This window comes from Neptuniibacter sp. PT8_73 (assembly GCF_047778045.1).
Classification (GTDB): domain Bacteria; phylum Pseudomonadota; class Gammaproteobacteria; order Pseudomonadales; family Balneatricaceae; genus Neptuniibacter.
This window is the reverse complement of the sequence record NZ_CP180545.1, coordinates 2,899,144-2,917,978: the sequence shown is the minus strand read 5'-3', so window position 1 is coordinate 2,917,978 and position 18,835 is coordinate 2,899,144. Positions and strand designations below refer to the sequence as shown.

The 18,835-nt window shown below is 43.5% G+C and carries 17 protein-coding genes; 11 read left to right on the top strand and 6 right to left on the bottom strand.

All coding sequences use genetic code 11. From position 1 onward, the window contains the following. Positions 1-119 precede the first annotated feature (119 nt). Both ACMXYN_RS13115 and ACMXYN_RS13110 read right to left on the bottom strand, forming a co-directional pair. A complete protein-coding gene (locus ACMXYN_RS13115) occupies positions 120-1,082 on the bottom strand; it encodes a porin (RefSeq protein ID WP_415892208.1) in 963 nt (320 codons plus the stop codon). A gap of 55 nt (positions 1,083-1,137) precedes the next feature. Continuing rightward, a complete protein-coding gene (locus ACMXYN_RS13110; protein ID WP_415892207.1) occupies positions 1,138-1,794 on the bottom strand; it encodes a DUF2057 family protein in 657 nt (218 codons plus the stop codon). A 358-nt stretch (positions 1,795-2,152) separates the two neighbouring features. On the opposite strand from ACMXYN_RS13110, the gene ACMXYN_RS13105 reads away from it, so the two are divergent. After that, positions 2,153-4,075: a PhoX family protein gene (locus tag ACMXYN_RS13105; RefSeq protein ID WP_415892206.1), complete on the top strand. Its 1,923-nt coding sequence runs from the start codon at positions 2,153-2,155 to the stop codon at positions 4,073-4,075. 63 nt (positions 4,076-4,138) lie between these two features. On the opposite strand, the gene ACMXYN_RS13100 is transcribed toward ACMXYN_RS13105, so the two are convergent. After that, positions 4,139-4,906, bottom strand: a complete 768-nt coding sequence (locus tag ACMXYN_RS13100; RefSeq protein WP_415881978.1) for an SDR family oxidoreductase — start codon at positions 4,904-4,906, stop codon at positions 4,139-4,141. A gap of 449 nt (positions 4,907-5,355) precedes the next feature. On the opposite strand from ACMXYN_RS13100, the gene ACMXYN_RS13095 reads away from it, so the two are divergent. The 9 genes from ACMXYN_RS13095 (at position 5,356) to ACMXYN_RS13055 (ending at position 14,277) form a co-directional block, all read left to right on the top strand. Then, positions 5,356-5,859 (top strand): FxsA family protein, encoded by a 504-nt coding sequence (locus ACMXYN_RS13095; RefSeq protein WP_415892205.1) that lies wholly within the window; start codon positions 5,356-5,358, stop codon positions 5,857-5,859. A 150-nt stretch (positions 5,860-6,009) separates the two neighbouring features. Further along, entirely contained in the window at positions 6,010-6,297 is a 288-nt protein-coding gene (locus ACMXYN_RS13090) for a co-chaperone GroES (protein ID WP_415881976.1), read from the top strand. A gap of 64 nt (positions 6,298-6,361) precedes the next feature. After that, complete coding sequence (gene groL, locus ACMXYN_RS13085; RefSeq protein ID WP_415888898.1) at positions 6,362-8,011, top strand: chaperonin GroEL; 1,650 nt, start codon at positions 6,362-6,364, stop codon at positions 8,009-8,011. 107 nt (positions 8,012-8,118) lie between these two features. Next, complete coding sequence (locus ACMXYN_RS13080; RefSeq protein WP_415892204.1) at positions 8,119-8,982, top strand: hypothetical protein; 864 nt, start codon at positions 8,119-8,121, stop codon at positions 8,980-8,982. Positions 8,983-9,086: 104 nt separating this feature from the next. Then, complete coding sequence (thpR, locus tag ACMXYN_RS13075) at positions 9,087-9,647, top strand: RNA 2',3'-cyclic phosphodiesterase (protein WP_415892203.1); 561 nt, start codon at positions 9,087-9,089, stop codon at positions 9,645-9,647. A 52-nt stretch (positions 9,648-9,699) separates the two neighbouring features. After that, positions 9,700-11,058: a tRNA 5-hydroxyuridine modification protein YegQ gene (gene yegQ / locus ACMXYN_RS13070; RefSeq protein WP_415892202.1), complete on the top strand. Its 1,359-nt coding sequence runs from the start codon at positions 9,700-9,702 to the stop codon at positions 11,056-11,058. A gap of 5 nt (positions 11,059-11,063) precedes the next feature. After that, positions 11,064-11,912, top strand: a complete 849-nt coding sequence (locus tag ACMXYN_RS13065) for a prenyltransferase (protein ID WP_415892201.1) — start codon at positions 11,064-11,066, stop codon at positions 11,910-11,912. A gap of 235 nt (positions 11,913-12,147) precedes the next feature. Further along, complete coding sequence (locus ACMXYN_RS13060; protein ID WP_415892200.1) at positions 12,148-13,653, top strand: fumarate hydratase; 1,506 nt, start codon at positions 12,148-12,150, stop codon at positions 13,651-13,653. A gap of 240 nt (positions 13,654-13,893) precedes the next feature. Further along, complete coding sequence (locus ACMXYN_RS13055) at positions 13,894-14,277, top strand: c-type cytochrome (protein WP_415892199.1); 384 nt, start codon at positions 13,894-13,896, stop codon at positions 14,275-14,277. A gap of 89 nt (positions 14,278-14,366) precedes the next feature. On the opposite strand, the gene ACMXYN_RS13050 is transcribed toward ACMXYN_RS13055, so the two are convergent. Continuing rightward, on the bottom strand, positions 14,367-14,687 hold the full coding sequence (locus ACMXYN_RS13050) for a hypothetical protein (protein ID WP_415881968.1): 321 nt from the start codon (positions 14,685-14,687) through the stop codon (positions 14,367-14,369). 151 nt (positions 14,688-14,838) lie between these two features. Between ACMXYN_RS13050 and ACMXYN_RS13045 the strand changes: the two genes are divergently transcribed. Then, positions 14,839-15,285, top strand: a complete 447-nt coding sequence (locus ACMXYN_RS13045) for a flavodoxin (protein ID WP_415892198.1) — start codon at positions 14,839-14,841, stop codon at positions 15,283-15,285. On the opposite strand, the gene ACMXYN_RS13040 is transcribed toward ACMXYN_RS13045, so the two are convergent. Beyond that, the gene (locus ACMXYN_RS13040; RefSeq protein ID WP_415892197.1) at positions 15,282-17,933 is read right to left on the bottom strand and encodes an EAL domain-containing protein; all 2,652 of its coding nucleotides are present in this window, start codon (positions 17,931-17,933) and stop codon (positions 15,282-15,284) included. The genes ACMXYN_RS13045 and ACMXYN_RS13040 overlap by 4 nt on opposite strands. Positions 17,934-18,257: 324 nt before the next feature. Beyond that, positions 18,258-18,833, bottom strand: a complete 576-nt coding sequence (locus tag ACMXYN_RS13035) for an alpha-ketoglutarate-dependent dioxygenase AlkB family protein (protein ID WP_415892196.1) — start codon at positions 18,831-18,833, stop codon at positions 18,258-18,260. Positions 18,834-18,835: the final 2 nt, after the last annotated feature.

Genomic DNA, 18,835 nt, shown 5'->3' with positions numbered 1-18,835 from the left:
AGGCGTTTATTGTCGCTTTCGAATAGATCTATAGCAACTAAAAAGGCCCAGTAAAAACTGGGCCTAAAGTTTTTAGCATTAACTTGTCTGAAGGGGGGGACAAGCTGTAGCTTAAACTTTTAGAACTTGATGCGCATACCAGCAAGTAGGTCTAGGTCGTAGTCCGTACCAGCGTCGTCGTCACGGTGTGTAACTTCAGCGAATACAGAAACATTTTTCTGAGTCGGGAATTTGTAGGTTACGTTACCGTAAATAGCTTCTTCATCCATGTTGGCAGCATCGTAATCGTGCTCCATGTAGCCAACAGAAACTTTAGTTGTCTTAGCTGCTTTGAATGTAGCTACTAGGTTAGTCATTGCAACGTCATTGTTGCTAGTAGCTTGATCAGAAACACCGTAGTCCATGCCGAATGTAGCGAAGCCAGCATCAAACTCAGCACTTACACCCCAGATGTCTTCAGAAGCTGAAGTTGGTGTAGCCTTAACCGTTTGGAAAGCAGCGCCTAGCGTAACAGCCTCGAAACCACCTTCAACGTAAATTTCAGTAGATTCGTTGTTAGAGCTATCTTCACCGTCAGCTTCTAATTCATGAGAGATTGCTACGCGTGCAACATCGAAATCAGCATCGAAGCGGATTACATCATCGCCATCGATAGAACCAAACTCGTCAAAAACATCCTTGCCTAGTGCTTCTTCGATAGCCTTCTCAACACCGAAGTCGTCAGCGGCATTATCCATTTTACCTACTTGAACAGACATGTTGTGCGCTTTCATACCTAGGTAAGCTTCTTCAAGATGATCCGAACCATCAGGGCCTTTACCTTCAGCTTCGTCTTTGAAACCAAAATCCAGCTGACCGTATGCTGTTAGACCGTTTCCTAGATCGTAAGCGATAGAGTTTTTGATCTCTAGATCGTCAAACTCAACTTCAGCGTCTTTAGATTTGCTTGCGTTGTCACGCAGCTGAACCTGCCAGTCACCTTTGATTTTGAAAGTAAGGCCTTTGTCGTCGTAAATAGTAGCAGCAGTTGCAGAGTTAGCAGCAAGCGCAGCAATTGCAGAAGCCAGGATCAGCTTTTTCATGTCTTCTCTCCAAGGAGTTTTAATATAAAATTTTTAAACTTTAATTTATGGGAACTTATTTGCTTTTAATAAGTTCTTTGAAAGATTTTCTAGTGTTTAGATCAGCTTGGTTGTACCAATAAATAAGCATTTCCATTGTCATGTTTTCTTTTTTAATAATGCTGTTTTTTGTTTGATTTTTATTGGCGCTATTTGGAAGTGTTATTTTGCTTTTAGGCAGTGCAGCCACTGCATTGCTTTGATTGAAGTTTTCTAATTCTTTTTCAAAGTTTCTGCTTAACTGAAAGCCGCCTTTCTCTATAATGTTTACTTGGTAAGGAATGCTTTGGCCTGCGCTATTTATTAAGATCCAGTTTTTATTTTGTTCGAATTTTTCTAGATCTTTAATGCGCTCAATTACTGGTGCTTCAAGGGAAATCTGGCTGTTATTACTTTCGAAAAGTAGAACGAAGGCTTTGCTTTGCTCTATTTCAAAATCACTACCCTTTTTAACTTCAGCTGTATAATTTACAAGGATCTGATTTGAACCATTAGGTAGTTTGTAATTGTTACTGCCATTAAATAGTTTATCGGAATTAACTTCTGAACCATTAACTGCAATTAAATTTACGCCTTCCTCTAATAATAGGGTGTTGTCTGCGCAAGAATAATTGGATGCAATCAAGGATATTGCAGTTAATGTTGGTAATAAAATATTGTTTAAGGATTTCAAAATTATTGCCTTGCAGAAGTTAATTCGTTGTTGCGGCGCAATAATAGGTGGGTTTTGTTTCAGAATTGTTTCTTTTTTATTGTTCTGTTATTTATTTACTTTAAGTTTTTGTTACGTGTATATTTCTATTTTGAAACGCTTTTATAATGTGTGGTTTATTTTTGATCGATTGTTTTGCTTTTGTTCTAAAGTTAATATTCTTTTAAAAGTCTTGTCTAACGATCTAATAACTCTATTTTTATCAATAGCTTCATTTAACGTTAATTGATATGTCATTAAGTAGGACTATCTTTGATTTCTGGTGCCCAAGCGTAGGGCTATACAGCGAGATGCAATTTGATTTTTTAGTGGAATCACTATGAGCTATAACAATTCACATGATCTTTGCAGTAATTTAAATCAAGAACAGGATTCAGAGTTTACTCAGCTAGCAGATAAGGCGGTTAGCCGCCGTAGCTTTTTGACTGGGGCTGGTGTGCTAGGCTTAGGTGCTTTTATAGGGATGTCGCCTATTACAAATTCAGTACAGGCAGCAATCCGAACAAAAGTTAAGAGTCAGCTTATCGGGTTTGAGCCTATTGTCAGCAGTACAGCAGATACAGTGGTTGTGCCAAAGGGCTATAAGGTGAACAACCTTATCTCTTGGGGGGACCCTATCTTTGACGGTGCACCAGAATTTGATCCTACAGGACGAGCGCCGGCGTCTGCTCAGGCACTGCAGTTTGGTGATAATACCGATGGTATGTCATTGTTTCCTTTATCTAGCGATCGCGCAGTATTAGCTGTTAACAACGAATACACCAACACTGATCTTTTGTATGACCACAAAGGTGACATGATTTCAGCCGATGATGTGTTGAAAGCCCAAAATGCACATGGCGTGTCTGTTTTTGAAATTCAGCAAACCGCTGAGGGCTGGGTCGTTGATCGTAGTGGAAAATTGAATCGTCGGATTACTGCGAATACCCCAATGCAGTTGACGGGACCAGCGGCAGGACATGATCTGCTTAAAACGGCTGCCGACCAAACAGGTCGTGAGGTATTGGGTACCTTTAACAACTGTGCCAATGGTGAAACGCCTTGGGGTACTTATCTAACCTGCGAAGAAAACTTCCATAAGTATTTTGGTACTGAGGATGAAGCTCATAGTATCTCGGCTGAACAAAAGCGCTACGGATTAAAAGCGGAAGATAAGCGTTATCAGTGGAGTAAGTTTGATCAGCGTTTTGATCTAGCTAAAAACCCAAATGAGCCGAATCGTCATGGTTGGGTGGTAGAGATCGATCCGATGAAGCCTGAGTCTAAGCCGCTTAAGCGTACAGCGCTTGGTCGCTTTAAACATGAGAATGCAGCTCTTATGGTTGATGACTCAGGTCATGTTGTGGTCTATCTGGGAGATGATGAGCGCGGTGAGCATCTGTATAAATTTGTGTCAAAAGGTAAATATGATGCTAATGATCAGAGTAGAAATCGTGATCTTCTAGTTGATGGTACTTTATATGTAGCTAAGTTCAGTGCTGATAACGGTGAACAGAAAGGCAAAGGCGAATGGTTGGAGCTCACTTTCGGTAAGAATGGATTAACGCCAGATAATGGGTTTAACAGTCAGGCAGAAGTACTTATCTACACACGTTTAGCAGCAACGCAAGTGGGTGGAACGACCATGGATCGACCTGAATGGGTTGCCGTGCATCCTAATAAATCGAGTGCTTGCTGTACACTGACTAATAATAAGCATCGTGGCAAGAAAGAGGGCCAGCCTGTTGGTGGGCCAAATCCACGAGCGGGGAATAAGTACGGACAGATCGTACGTTGGGCACCTATGAACGGCGATCATACGGCTACTGAATTCAGTTGGGATCTGTTCCTGATCGCAGGCAACCCAAGCATCCACCAAGAGGGGCTTTTAGCAGGTAGTAGTAACATCACTACCGAAAATATGTTCAATAGCCCGGATGGATTGGGCTTCGACAAAGGTGGCCGTCTATGGATCATGACCGATGGTAAATACTCTAATGCCGATGATTTTGCTGGTATGGGTAACAACCAGATGTTGTGTGCAGATCCAGAAACGGGCGAAATTCATCGTTTCTTAACGGGACCCATTGCCTGCGAAGTGACGGGATTGACGTTCTCTCCTGATCAAAAATCTATGTTTGTAGGGATTCAACACCCAGGAGAGAAGGGTAAGCCTTCGCATTTCCCTGCTGGTGGTAACAGTAAACCGCGTTCAACCATTGTAGTGATAACACGCGAAGATGGCGGAGTGATTGGAGCTTAATAACAATTATTGATAGGCATAAAAAAACCGGCGAAAGCCGGTTTTTTTATGAAGCTTGGAAGATTAAACGCGTAGGCCGCCGTCAACTTCGAAGCAACGACCGCTAACGTAGTCATTCTCAAGAATGAACGTAACAGTCTTAGCAATTTCTTCTGGCTTACCAAGACGCTTAGCTGGGATGCCTGCAGCAATTTTATCCAGAGCTTCAGGTTTCATGCTCATAACCATCTCAGTACCGATGTAACCTGGAGCGATGGAAGCAGCACGGATGCCGTAGCGAGCTAGCTCTTTAGACCAAGTAACAGCCATTGCTTCTACGCCAGCTTTAGTTGCTGTGTAGTTAGTCTGGCCCATGTTACCTGAACGAGAGATAGAAGAGATGTTTACGATGCAACCAGGAACGCCTAGGTCGATCATGTGAGCAGCAGCTTCACGAGCACATAGGAAAGTACCAGTTAGGTTAACATCCATAACCAGGTTCCACTGGTCCATAGACATCTTCTTAACAACTTTGCCAGTTTCGCGATCAACTTTCATGAATAGACCGTCGCGAGTGATACCAGCGTTGTTAACTAGACCGTGTAGCGTGCCGAAATCAGCTACAACGTCATTGAATAGTTTTTCTACTTCGTCTTCTTTAGCTACGTTGCAGATGTAAGCGCGTGCTTCGACGCCTTTTTCCATGCAAAGGCCAACAGTCGTATCTAGATCTTCCTGGCTTAGGTCAGCTAGAGCAAGTTTTGCGCCCTGTTCAGCTAGTTCAAGTGCCATTGAACGACCAAGACCACGGCCACCACCAGTTACAACAATTACTTTATCTTTGAGTTCCATTTTAGGATTACCTTACTTCGGTTTGACTCTTTTTTGTGCGTTGCGTCATTGTGCAGAATTTAAACTTATCCCGCTTTTGCAAAAAAGTCTACTTGTTGCTCCACAGATTCATTTATCAATAAGTTTAATATACTCATGACCGGTATTTTTTTGATTTTTTGCAGATGCTAACTGTATGTTTTTAAATGGAAATTTCGCAGTGCAAAAAGTATGAGTACTTTGGTATTGGTTTTTTTTTAGACGTTTTTTTAGCACTTGAAACGTGAAAATTAGACTGAAAATGGTGGTTTAGGGTTGAAATTTTTTGGTCTGACCATAAAAAGAAAAGGGTATGTTTAGTAAAAAAATCTAGATCAATACAAGTTTAAATTTAGGCAGGTAGGACCTGTTTAGAAGCTCTATAATGAGTCCTATTCTTATAGAGTGATCGATTATTTTTGAGGCAATAAATGAAGTTTCTTTTTCTGCTGTTCATCATTATCCCCATTATTGAAATCACAGTACTTATAAATGTAGGTGAAGCAATTGGGGCGTGGAACACAGTTGGTTTAGTACTGTTGTCTGCATTTATAGGCGTAAATATGTTGCGCTACCAAGGCTTATCTACATTGGCACGAGCGCAGCAGCGTGCCCAGAATGGTGAGATTCCAGGCCAAGAGATGGTAGAAGGTATCGTGCTTGCTGTGGGTGGTGCTCTTCTAGTTACACCAGGCTTCGTCACAGACGTAATTGGTTTTAGCTGTTTGCTTCCTTTTACGCGTAAAGCGTTTGCGAAAGCATTGTTTAGCCGTTTTAGTGTGATAGCCATGCAGCAGCAACATCAAAGCTCAGCGCAATTTTATGCGAATGACCCTTTCCAACATCAATCGCATACGCATCAGAACCATGAGCAACAAGACCGTAATATCCGTTCAAATGATGTGATTGACGGTGAGTTTGAGCGCAAGGATTAATTTCTAGGCAAAAAAGTTGTTTGCTAGCGTTGAATTCATTTTTTATGCCCCAACCTAGCATTTCAAAGGGGAAAGCAGCTCAGAGTTGCTTGGCCCGATTCCAAACAAACATGTTTATTTTGATCAGATAAAGATCAGGAGAAAGAACAGATGAAAATTCGTCCACTTCACGACCGTGTAGTTGTTCGTCGTAACGAAGAAGAAGCTACAACTGCAAGCGGCATCGTACTGCCGGGTTCTGCACAGGAAAAACCAAACCAAGGTAAAGTAATTGCTGTGGGTGAAGGTCGTCTTCTGGAAAATGGTGAGCGCCAAGCGCTGACTGTTCAGGTTGGGGATACAGTATTGTTTGGTGGCTACGCTAACACTGTGAAAGTTGACGGTGAAGAGCTACTAATTCTTAGCGAAGGCGAAATTTACGGTGTATTGGAAGACTAATCTTCCGGTTGAACTTTTCGCTTTACCTAATTGTTTAAAGAATTTGATTACAGGATTTTAGAAAATGGCTAAAGACGTACTATTTGGTAACGATGCTCGTCAACGCATGCTAGACGGTGTAAACATCCTAGCTGACGCAGTTAAAACTACTTTGGGCCCTAAAGGTCGTAACGTTGTTCTAGATAAGTCTTTCGGTGCTCCTACCGTAACTAAAGACGGTGTATCTGTTGCGAAAGAGATCGAGCTTGAAGACAAGTTCGAAAACATGGGCGCACAGATGGTTAAAGAAGTAGCGTCTCAAGCAAATGATGTTGCAGGTGACGGTACTACGACTGCGACTGTACTAGCTCAAGCAATCGTTAACGAAGGTCTGAAGTCTGTTGCTGCAGGCATGAACCCAATGGATCTTAAGCGCGGTATCGACAAAGCTGCAGCTGCCGTTGTTGAGCAGATCCAAGGTATGTCTGTTCCTTGTGCTGATAACAAAGCGATTGCACAGGTTGGTACTATCTCTGCTAATGCTGATGCACAGGTTGGTGAGATCATTGCTGAAGCGATGGGCAAAGTAGGTAAAGAAGGCGTTATCACTGTAGAAGAAGGTACAGCACTAGAGAATGAATTGGATGTTGTTGAAGGCATGCAATTCGATCGCGGTTACCTATCTCCTTACTTCATCAACAACCAAGACAACATGTCTGCTGAAGTTGAGCAGCCATTCATCCTGCTTGCTGACAAGAAAATCTCTAACATCCGTGAACTACTGCCAATCCTTGAGCACGTAGCTAAAGCATCTCGTCCTCTTCTAATCATCGCTGAAGATGTAGAAGGCGAAGCGCTAGCAACGCTAGTAGTTAACAACATGCGCGGTATCGTTAAAGTTGCTGCAGTTAAAGCCCCTGGTTTCGGTGATCGTCGTAAAGCGATGCTAGAAGATATCGCTATCCTTACTGGCGGTACTGTGATCTCTGAAGAAGTAGGTCTAACGCTAGAAGAAGCGACGCTTGAGCAGCTAGGTCAAGCTAAGCGCGTTTCTATCACTAAAGAAAACACAACAATCGTTGATGGTATCGGCGCTGCTGACAACATCGAAGCACGTGTTAACCAGATCCGTGCACAAATGGAAGAAACATCTTCTGACTACGACCGTGAAAAACTGCAAGAGCGTGTAGCTAAGCTTGCAGGCGGTGTTGCTGTAATCAAAGTAGGTGCAGCAACTGAAGTTGAGATGAAAGAGAAGAAAGCTCGTGTAGAAGACGCACTTCACGCAACGCGTGCTGCAGTAGAAGAAGGTGTAGTACCTGGTGGTGGTGTTGCTCTGATCCGCGCGATGGATCAAGTTAAAGAACTACAAGGTGATAACCACGATCAGTCTGTAGGTATCGAGCTTGCATTCCGTGCACTAGAAGCTCCACTACGCCAGATCGTTGGTAATGCGGGCGAAGAAGGCTCAGTAATCGTGTCTAACATCCGTGAGAAAGGCGAAGGTAACTTCGGTTATAACGCAGCTTCCGGTGAATACGGCGACATGATTGAAATGGGTATCCTAGACCCAGCTAAAGTTACTCGTTCAGCACTACAAGCGGCTGCATCTGTTGCGGGTCTTATGATCACAACTGAAGCAATGATTGCTGATAAGCCTGCTGAAGGTGGCGCACCTGGCATGCCTGATATGGGCGGCATGGGCGGTATGGGCGGTATGGGCGGCATGATGTAATCATCCCCCTCGCTTATTTAAGCTTTAAAGAGCCCTGCATTTTTGCGGGGCTTTTTTTTTCCGCGTAAAATAGCGGGAATTTCAATTTAGTTAGTATATGGATAGCCATGAACCGCGACGACGATAATATTGAAGTACCGAATTTTGGGCCTGCCGATCCTGCTGGTGAAAACCGCTCAGCACCTTCAGCTATGCGACCTCGATCTGGTGATGCACCAGCCCCTGCGTCAGCGCCAGCCTCATCAGGTGGTGGTGTGGTTCAATCCGTAGTGATGGTTGTTTTAGTTGTTGCGGTGTCTGTGCTTGGCTACTTTGGTTTTGAGATGTATCAATCTCAACAAGCGACGTTTGAAAAAGCTCAGGAACAGATTGTTCAATTAGAAGCTTTGTTGAAAGAAGCAGAGCAGGGCGCGGCTGAATCGGGTGAAGAGCTGCAGGGCAATGTTTCCTCGTTAGAGTCTGTTTTAAAGCAGAAAGATAAACAGTTAGATTCTGAAATTGCTAAGTTGTGGGATATTGCCCACAAAAAGAATAAGCCACTGATTGAGAAGCAGGCAAAAGAGCTAGCAGCTTTAAAGAAAACCCTTCAGGCGCAAGAAAAAACGGTTAAGTCTCTAAAATCTCAGGTTGCTCAGCAGAAAAAAACGCTGGCGAGTGTTTCTGGTTTAAAGAAAACAGTGAATGCAGAAGTAGCTAAACTGACGAAGCTGACGTCGCGCGTTGAATCTGAAATGCGCACCACAAATGAGCTGGCGAAAGAACAGATGGATGATCTTTTGAAAGCGCAGCGTACTTTAACTGATCGTCTTGCTAAGGTAGAAGGCAAAAGCAATGCTGATCTAGAACGTAAAGTGAAAGTGAACGAGCAGGCTATCCGTGCCTTTGACGGTACGCGTCGTCAGTTAAATCAGGATCTCTTGCAGGTGCGTCAGAAGCTAAATAATATGCAATTGCTGCTTGAACAACGCTAGAGCGGCTTAAATGATCTTAGATTCTGCTTTCAGGGTTTGCCAAAGGGTCATCTTGAAGGCAGAATACGCTATTCCTCAAAAAAATAGGGATATAGTAAGCCTCTATGAACATCCGTGCTTTTTTTGCACTGACGCTACCTGATTCTGTTGTACGTTGGTTGGCTGATCACGCTGATACATTATGCGAGTTTGACCGCAAAACAGAAATCAATTGGGTGGATTCCGATCGCTATCATCTTACCTTGTGTTTCTTAGGTGATATCAATCTTAATCAGGTTGAAGAATTGGAGAAATGTGCTCGCGAGAAATTGGCTGACTTTAGCTCCTTTCAGGTACATATCAACAAAGCGGAATATTACAAAGTTAACAAAAAGTTAGCTTTAGTTGCTGCTTTACCTGATCTGCATGAGGAATTGCAGGTGCTGCATGAGTTGATGATCAATGTGGCAACTGAGGCGGGCCTTAACTATGAGGAAGATGATTTCAAACCTCATGTGACCTTAGGCCGTTTGCCAGGAAAAAATACGTTTAAAGCACCAAAAGAGTGGCCCGCGCTGGATATGTACAGTTTGGCTGATTCGGTGGTGCTATTTCAAAGTAAGCTGGGTGAAGATGGCTCTATCTACACGCCGCTGTTTGAGATTCCTTTAAAAGATCTGGCTTAACAGATCTTTTAACTTTTAATTCATACCTTTATTAACTAGTCCCTTCATAACTATGCTAAATCCAGAACTATTGTCCCCTGCAGGGACTTTGAAAAATATGAAATATGCATTTGCTTACGGTGCAGATGCTGTTTATGCCGGTCAGCCTCGTTACAGCCTACGTGTGCGTAACAATGACTTTAATATGGATAACCTAGCAGAAGGGATCGATCTGGCTCACCAGTTAGGTAAGAAGTTCTTCCTAGCAAGTAACATCCTGCCTCATAACAGTAAGCTTAAAACATACATCGATGACTTGCGCCCAGTGATTGCGATGGGACCCGATGCATTGATTATGTCTGATCCAGGCTTGATCTATCTAGTGAAAGAGCATTTCCCTGATGTGCCGATTCACCTGTCTGTTCAGGCGAATACCATGAACTGGGCCGCGGTTAAGTTCTGGCACTCCATGGGGGTTGAGCGTGTAATCCTATCTCGCGAGCTATCTCTTGATGAAGTAGAAGAGATCAAGCAGCGTTGCCCTGAGATGGAGATTGAAGTCTTTGTTCACGGTGCGCTTTGTATCGCTTATTCGGGTCGTTGCCTGTTATCTGGCTACATTAACAAGCGTGATCCAAACCAAGGTACCTGTACCAATAGTTGCCGCTGGAAATACGATGCTCATGAAGCAAAAGTCGATGAATCTGGGGATGTGGTACCCGTAGAACAGTTTGATCCAAATGCCCAAGAGCCAAAACCTGCATTGGGTGAAGGTAAGCCAACGGATCAGATCTTCCTTCTTCAGGAAGAGACTCGCCCAGGTGAGTACATGCCTGCTTTTGAAGATGAGCATGGTACTTACATTATGAACTCTAAAGATTTACGTGCGATTCAACACGTACATCGTTTAGCTGAAATTGGTGTTGATTCCCTTAAGATCGAGGGCCGAACTAAATCACACTACTATGTGGCGCGTACTGCACAGACTTATCGTAAAGCGATTGATGATGCAGTCGCAGGTCGCCCATTTGATATGAGTTTGATGGATGAGCTGGAAAACCTAGCGAGCCGTGGTTATACAGAAGGCTTCTACCGTCGTCACGTTCATGATGAGTATCAGAACTACGAAACAGGTAACTCTGTAGGCGTACACCAGCAGTTTGTGGGTGAAGTGCTTGGTTATGCAGATGGCATGCTTGAGATTGATGTACGAAACCGCTTCCTTAAAGGCGATACACTTGAGCTAATGACGCCTCAAGGTAATCACAAGTTTAAACTTGATGAGATGATCGATAAGAAAGGCAAGTCTGCTGATGTTGCGCCAGGCTCTGGCCATGTCATGAAGATTCCTATGAATCTGAATGCTGATCCAGAATACGCATTGCTGATGCGTGATCTACCAAACGCACCTGAGTACAGCAGTCAGAAGTAAATGCGATGATCGCCGAGAAGTACCTGTTTAGGCATGCGTTGAGGCCGTTTTCATTCAGCGTGGCTTTGATTGTTTGTCTAACAGGTATTTTGAGTGCATATCGCGAAGGCTTTGGCGATCCTTTACTCGCGAGTTTAATCCTAATGGCGGGTTTGCTTTTGCAAGCTGGGGTTAATCTAATTAATGACTACGCCGACCTTTCTCAGCCCAATCTTCAACTCTCTTCAGCTTCACAACAGCAGATCCGTTTTAATTTTAATCTGGGTTTAGGCTGTATTCTCTTTGCGGCTGTCATCGCTTGTTACCTCATTGCTGTATCTGGGATGTTACTTCTGCTGTTCTCAGTTATCGGAATAATAGGAGCGCTTGGTTATACGATGGAGCCGATAAACTACAAGCGTCGCGGTTTAGCGGTGTTTTTGGTGTTTTGGTTGATGGGTGTTCTGATGGTAAGCGGTGCTTACTATGTGCTGGCCAAAGAGCTATCGCATTCGGCCCTTTTGATCTCTATCCCTGTGTCTCTGTTTGTCTCGCTACTTCTGCTGAGTAATGAACTACGTGATTTTGAAGAGGATAAAGCAGCAGGGATAAAGACGTTAACGGTGAAGATTGGCTACGCTCGTGCCTCTCAACTTTATAAAGCTCTACTGATCTGTATATACCTAGGCTGCTTGGCTTTGAGTATCAACGGATCTATACCTTTTGCGCTGGTGATATTGTTATCCATTCCCTTTGTGATCAAGCCATTAAAGCTATTGGCTTTAGATAAAGGGTCGCGCCAACCAATCACCAAAGCGACAGGGCGCTCCTTTTTGATCTTTGGCATTTGTTACTGCTCTGCGCTCCTTTTTTGAGGTCAGATAAATACGCTATCACACCTTGTTTCTACATTAAGTAGTAAAAAAGATTGTGTGAGTACTACCAATGCCCGACACCTTATTGCGGTACTTTTGGTGTATACTCCCTTTCCAGTAAAAACTCTCCTTTAAGAGAGAGTAAATGGGTATGAGTCAGGCGTGTTTGCACTAAGCATGGTTGAGTTTTAACTCCCTGATCCTTTATGACAAGAAGCTTTACTGGAGTCTCCGAATGAGCGTAATCCGCCAAGACGATTTCATCAGCAGCGTTGCTGATGCATTGCAGTTTATCTCTTACTACCATCCGCTTGATTTTGTTCAAGGCGTACACGAAGCCTACCTGAAGGAAGAAAACCCAGCGGCTAAAGACGCAATGGCGCAGATCCTTATCAACTCCCGTATGTGTGCTGAAGGTAAGCGACCTCTATGTCAGGACACAGGTATCGTTACAGTATTTCTGAAAGTAGGTATGAACGTAACTTGGGATGCTGAAATGAATGTAACTGACATGGTGAACGAAGGTGTTCGTCGTGCATACATGCATCCTGATAATGTTCTACGTGCATCTATTCTTGCTGACCCAGCAGGTAAGCGTCAGAACACAAAAGATAATACGCCAGCGGTAATTCACTATGAAATTGTTGATGGTGATGAAGTAGAAGTTCACGTTGCTGCTAAAGGCGGCGGTTCTGAAAACAAATCTAAGATGGTTATGCTTAACCCATCTGACAGCATCGTTGATTGGATTGTTAAAACCGTACCAACAATGGGTGCGGGCTGGTGCCCACCTGGCATGCTAGGTATAGGTATTGGTGGTACTGCTGAGAAAGCTGCAGTAATGGCAAAAGAATCCCTAATGGATCCAATCGACATTCACGAGCTACGTGAGCGTGGCCCGCAAAACCGTGTTGAAGAGCTACGTCTAGAAATCATGGATGCAGTTAACGATCTAGGTATAGGTGCTCAGGGCCTAGGTGGTTTGACCACTGTTCTTGATATCAAAATCAAGGATTACCCAACACACGCAGCTTCACTGCCTGTTTGCATGATCCCTAACTGTGCAGCGACTCGTCACACTCACTTTACATTGAACGGTAGTGGCCCAGCGGTTCTAACACCACCAAGCTTGGATGATTGGCCAGATGTTACATTCGAAGTGGGTTCCAACACACGTCGTGTAAATCTTGATGAGATCACTCCAGAAGCAGTTAAAGAGTGGAAAGTAGGCGAAACGATTCTGTTGAACGGTAAAATGTTGACAGGTCGTGATGCAGCGCACAAGAAAATGGTAGAGATGCTAAATAATGGCGAAGAGCTACCAGTTGATCTTAAAGGCCGCTTCATCTACTACGTAGGCCCTGTTGATCCAGTACGTGACGAAGTTGTAGGTCCTGCTGGCCCAACAACGTCTACGCGTATGGATAAATTCACTCGTCAGGTTATCGAAAGCACAGGCCTTCTGGGCATGATTGGTAAGTCTGAGCGTGGTCCTGTTGCAATTGACGCAATTAAAGACAACGAAGCTGTTTACCTAATGGCTGTGGGTGGTGCTGCTTACCTAGTATCTAAAGCGATCACTAACGCTGAAGTACTTGCATTCCCTGAAATGGGCATGGAAGCAATCTACGAGTTTGAAGTTAAGGATATGCCTGTGACTGTAGCTGTAGATACTTCAGGTGAGTCTGTTCACACAACAGGCCCAGCTAAGTGGAAAGAGATTATAGCTAAACAATCTTAATCAGCATTTAGCATTGTGATAAAAACGCAGCTTCGGCTGCGTTTTTTTTTGTGCATGAAATATAGGTAATTAACTGTTTTTGCTAAATAAGTTGTCACTATATTAATTTTTATTGATCTAGGTTCGTATGTTGGGTCTGTTTTATAAATATGTGAATAAAAAACTGAGCAAGATCAATTTTTGTGCGCTGCAGCAGGAGTAGAGTGTTTGTAAAAGAAGTATTCATTTAGGGGAAAATGAATGATGAAAACTAAAATGATTTCTGCACTTGCTGTGAGCCTATCTGTATCTCTATCTTCTGTTGCGGTCGCTGATGATGAAGCGATGATGCAGGCAGCTGGTAAAGAGATTTTTAACAAGTGCACATCTTGTCACTCACTAGATACAAGTAAAAATGCTTTCGGTCCTAGTTTGATCGGTGTTTTTGGCCGTAAAGCAGCAGCACTTCCACGCTTTGCATACTCTGATGCACTAAAAAATTCTGATATCACTTGGAATGAAGAAAACTTGCGTAAGTGGGTAGCGGGCAACGATCAATTCGTACCAGGTACTCGTATGCGTCACGTTGAGATTACTGACAAAGCTGAGCAGGATTACCTGATCGCTTACCTTAAAACACTTTAATTAGCTGTTTTAATACCTGCTACAGTTAATCGAGAATGCCGCAAGCCACCACTCCTTGCGGCATTTTTTGTTGATATAACGTTTTACTGTTAAGAGGCCTCAAGCACTTTCTTCTGCTCTGCTAGGTAGCGAGGCATAGGGCCAGCGTCCTCATATATCTCTTCGCCATCTTCAATTCTGATCACCTTACTTCCTTGAATGTAGGGCATTTTAGCTTCTAACTCATTTAACGCCTCATGTATTAAGGTGGCGACAACATCGTCCTTTGATAGTTTATACATGCTGGCTAAGGCTTCGAGCTTGACCGAATCGCTCTTATAGATGGAAAGCTGTTCTTCCTTGCGACCGTTAACTTTGCGCGCGCGTCCTTCCCATTCATCAAGTAATTTAGAAAGACTTTCGTTACCCATAGCTTATCCCCTCCGATAAACAGATCTACCCTTTAAGTGTAGGAGTCAGCTTGGTTATTGCCAGAAAATCGGTGAGAATGACGAATATAATTATCTATCCACCATTAAAATGATTTAACTGCATCGATCAGTATGCAAAGCAGGTTTATAAATGGCAGTAATTAAGGTTGTAGTAGGTTCGGTCTACGGTAATGCGCTTGATGTCGCGGAGATGTGCTCACAAAAGTTAACTGAGCTGCAACACTCAGTAGAGCTATTACGTAATCCGGAAATCACTCAGGTTGTAATACCGGAAACAGAAGTGATTTTAATCTGTACCTCAACAACAGGGCAGGGCGAAATTCCAGATAATCTGCTGTCTTTCTATGACGAGTTACAAGATCAATTACCGCAGATGCCTACGGTCAAATACGGGGTAATTGCTTTAGGTGATAGTTCCTACGATACCTTTGCTGAAGCTGGCTATTTGATGGATAGTTTAATGCAGCAGCTGCAGGCACAAAAAATTGGGGATAACTTAGTGATTGATGCTTGTGAAACCATGGCTCCACTTGAAGAAGCAGAACCATGGTTAATAGAGTGGGTTAAAGGACTTTAACTGTATTCGACTTCTTGAATTCGCTCTTGGGCGAGTAATAATTCAGTAAACTGTTCCTGTCGGATCGGTTTGCTGAATAAGAAGCCTTGGAGCTGATCGCAGCCTTCTTTCTCCAAAAAGGCCCTTTGCGCAGGTGTTTCAACACCTTCAGCACAGACTTTCAGATCTAGGGTGTGGCCTAATAGAATAACCGCTTTGGCAATGGCTTCATCATCTGGGTCACTTGGGATATCCCTTACCAAGGATTGATCAATTTTGACTTTAGTAATGGGTAGTTGCTTTAGGTAACGAAGCGAAGAGTAACCTGTTCCGAAGTCATCCAAAGCGAGATGAACACCTTGTTGCCTCAACGCTTGGAAAGTCGCGGTTGCTTCCTTTTCATGTTCTAGTAGAAAGGTCTCTAGTATTTCCAGCTCTAACATATCTGCCGGGATTTCGTATTTGTACAGCAGCGTTTGAACTTCTGAAGGAAGATCCTGTTTGGTGATCTGGTCACTTGCCAAATTGACTGCTAAACGGAAGTTATTTAGTCCAGCCTCTCTCCAGAGAGAAAGTTGTGCACAGGCTTCTTCTAATACCCAGTTACCCATCTTTGTTAGTAAGCCAATTTCTTCGGCAATTGATAGAAATTGTCCCGGTGGCATAAGGCCCATTTCAGGATGTTCCCAACGGATCAAAGCCTCAGCGCCAATGATTTTTTCTCCGGTCGCATCCATCTGCGGCTGGTAGAATAGTACAAATTGTTTTTCTGCCACAGCTTTTCGTAATTCAGGCTCTAACCTGATCCACTCTTCAACGGTTTCAGAAAGCTCTGGCTGGAAGAATGCATAGTTATTACGACCTGAATCTTTGGCTTGATTCAGTGCTATATCAGCATTTTTAGTGACCGTATCTGAATCATCACCATGATCAGGGGAGAGTGCGACACCTATACTTGCTGTGGTGAAATAGTCTTTACCATCTAATTGGAAAGGCTGTTCCATCGCTTCGACGATTGCATCGGCAATAGTTGCTGCATCAGCTGCGTGTTCTAATTCTTCAAGTAATATGGCGAATTCATCTCCACCAATACGTGCAAGCGTGTCGCGAGTGCTTAGTGTCTTATTTAAACGCTCTGTTACTTGCAACAGCAATTGGTCGCCATATTTGTGACCAAGGCTGTCGTTAATGTGTTTAAAGCGGTCTAGATCCAACTGCAGCATGGCAATCTTTTCGTTAGATTCCCTATGGGTCAGAGCATGCTCTAGCCGAGCCCCAAACAACAAACGGTTAGGTAGATTAGTTAGCGGATCGTGGTGTGCTAGATGAGAGAGTTTTTCTTCAGAGGCTTTGATATTACTAATATCAGCATTCACACTGACAAAGTGGGTGAGCTTGTGCGTCTCTGGATCGTGAACCGCATTAATGCTAACCCAATGAGGTGCTACCTCGCCATTCTTGCGGCGGTTCCATATTTCGCCTTGCCAGTGGCCTTCTTCAGCAAGCGCAGCCCACATATTTTGGAAAAAATCTTTATCGTGTCGCGGTGATTTAAGCAGAGAAGGGCTTTTACCAATAAGCTCTTCGCGACTGTAACCGCTCAGATCAGAATAGGCGCGATTGACATCAATAATTTTATTGTTGCAATCGGTGATCATGATCCCTTCGTTAGTGCTCGAAAAGGCAATACCTGCTAAACGTAACTGCTCGATGGATGCTTTCTCTGGAGTTATATCAAGTAAAACTCCGTTCCAAAGCGAAGGGTCGAGTTTATTGGATGTATCGGGTAAAGATGAGCCGCGAATCCAGCGTAGATCTCCATTCCGGTGGAATACTCGAAATTCGTGTGACCAAGGCAGCTTATGTTGACTCGTATGAATAATACTTGCCCACAGGCTTGGTTGATCTTCTGGGTGTACCTGTTTCCAGAATTGGCGGAAATCTTCAGTTGCCTCTTCTGCCGTAACGCCAGAAATTTGCTCTATCCCTGGGCCTATGTAGATAAACTCCTGTTTAAGGTCAGGGGTTAATCGGTATTGATAAACAACACCTGGCATCGCTTTAGTGATGTTCTGTAGAAGATTCTCGGAATGCTCTAGGAACTGTTGGGCTTTCTGTCTCTTGAGGACAATGCCAATTATATTGGCAGCCGCTTCTAAAAGTTGATGATGGAATGCAGTTGGCGTTCTGGTTTTGGGGCTAGAGATAGCAATACTGCCTGCAACATGTTCAGAGTCGATACGAATTGGATAGGACCAACAGGCTTTGATTCCTAATTCTTTGCCTGCATCCCGGAAACTTTCCCAGCAGTCGGCCTGTTCTATATCAGAAACATAAACGGGGTTACCCGTATACACAGCCGTGCCGCAAGATCCTGCTTCTGGGCTTGGTACTAGACCATTTAGAAGTGCGAGCGATGCTTTAGGAATACTGGGCGCACAGACAACGGACAGATGTCGATTACTGCTATCCAGTAGCATGATTGAAGCAATACTATCCGCGACACAGTTTTCAATAAACTGGCAAACCGACGTAAAGATGAAGTCGGGTTGTGTGTCTAAAACGATCTCTTCAAGTACTTGGTTCTGCAAACGCAGAATTGTATTTAGCTCTTCTGCGCTAGTTTGACCCTGGTTTACAGTGTCTTTTTCGGGTGCATCGGTGTGCATTTGTATGTCTTAATTATTCTTATATTTTTTGTTAACTGCACGAGCTGAATAGTACGATTTCTTGTCATTTTTATGCAGAACAGCCTCACCCGACTGCGATGACAATGAAATAGAAACTTATCAAAAAGTAGTTCTTAAGTTTCGTCCAGCTAACTTATTTTTATTACTGAGGCAAACCCATATAAAAATCAGGTAATTTGCCCGGCTCTACTCAAGTGCGCGGCAGTATAACTTACTGTAGTTAAATGAGTTAGTCTTTATATAGAATATTAGTGAATATATTACTTATACCAGATTATCTCACTGCTAATCTGTTGATTTGTATTAAATTTTCATGTCACGGAAGGTGAGGTTTATGCGAGGTGGTATTACTTTTCTGGTTTTTGGGATGCTGTGTTGCCAGTGCTTTTGTACTTGATCTCCCATCCATAATAGTGAGCCGGAGGGTAAGTTAAGTTCATGGCGTTGATCGCTTGTCGATTTTAAAAGAAAACGTCGATTACTGCCTAGCGAGACACTGGCTATTTTGGGGTTGTCGCCTAATTCTGGTTCATTATCACTATGCCAACCCATACTATCATTACCGTCGCGATAGAGGTTTATGAGTACGGCGTTGAAAGAGGTCTCTGTGTATTCTTCAACGCGCTTTTTAATCTCCGCAACGATAGGGTGCCAAGGGCTATCGGCTAAGGTTAGACCGGAATAGGTATAAGTGATGCCAGAATCAGCCATAAAGGCTTGTAAGCGGGGAATGGAGACCCATTTGCCAAACATTCGGATCTTATCTTGTTGCCAAGATACCTCTTCATATAGCGAGGTGTAAAAATACTCGGCTTCGTCTGGATTTATAAATGTAGGATCAAGCCAGCAGTCCAGATCATCGGCAACATAGTTTTTCACAT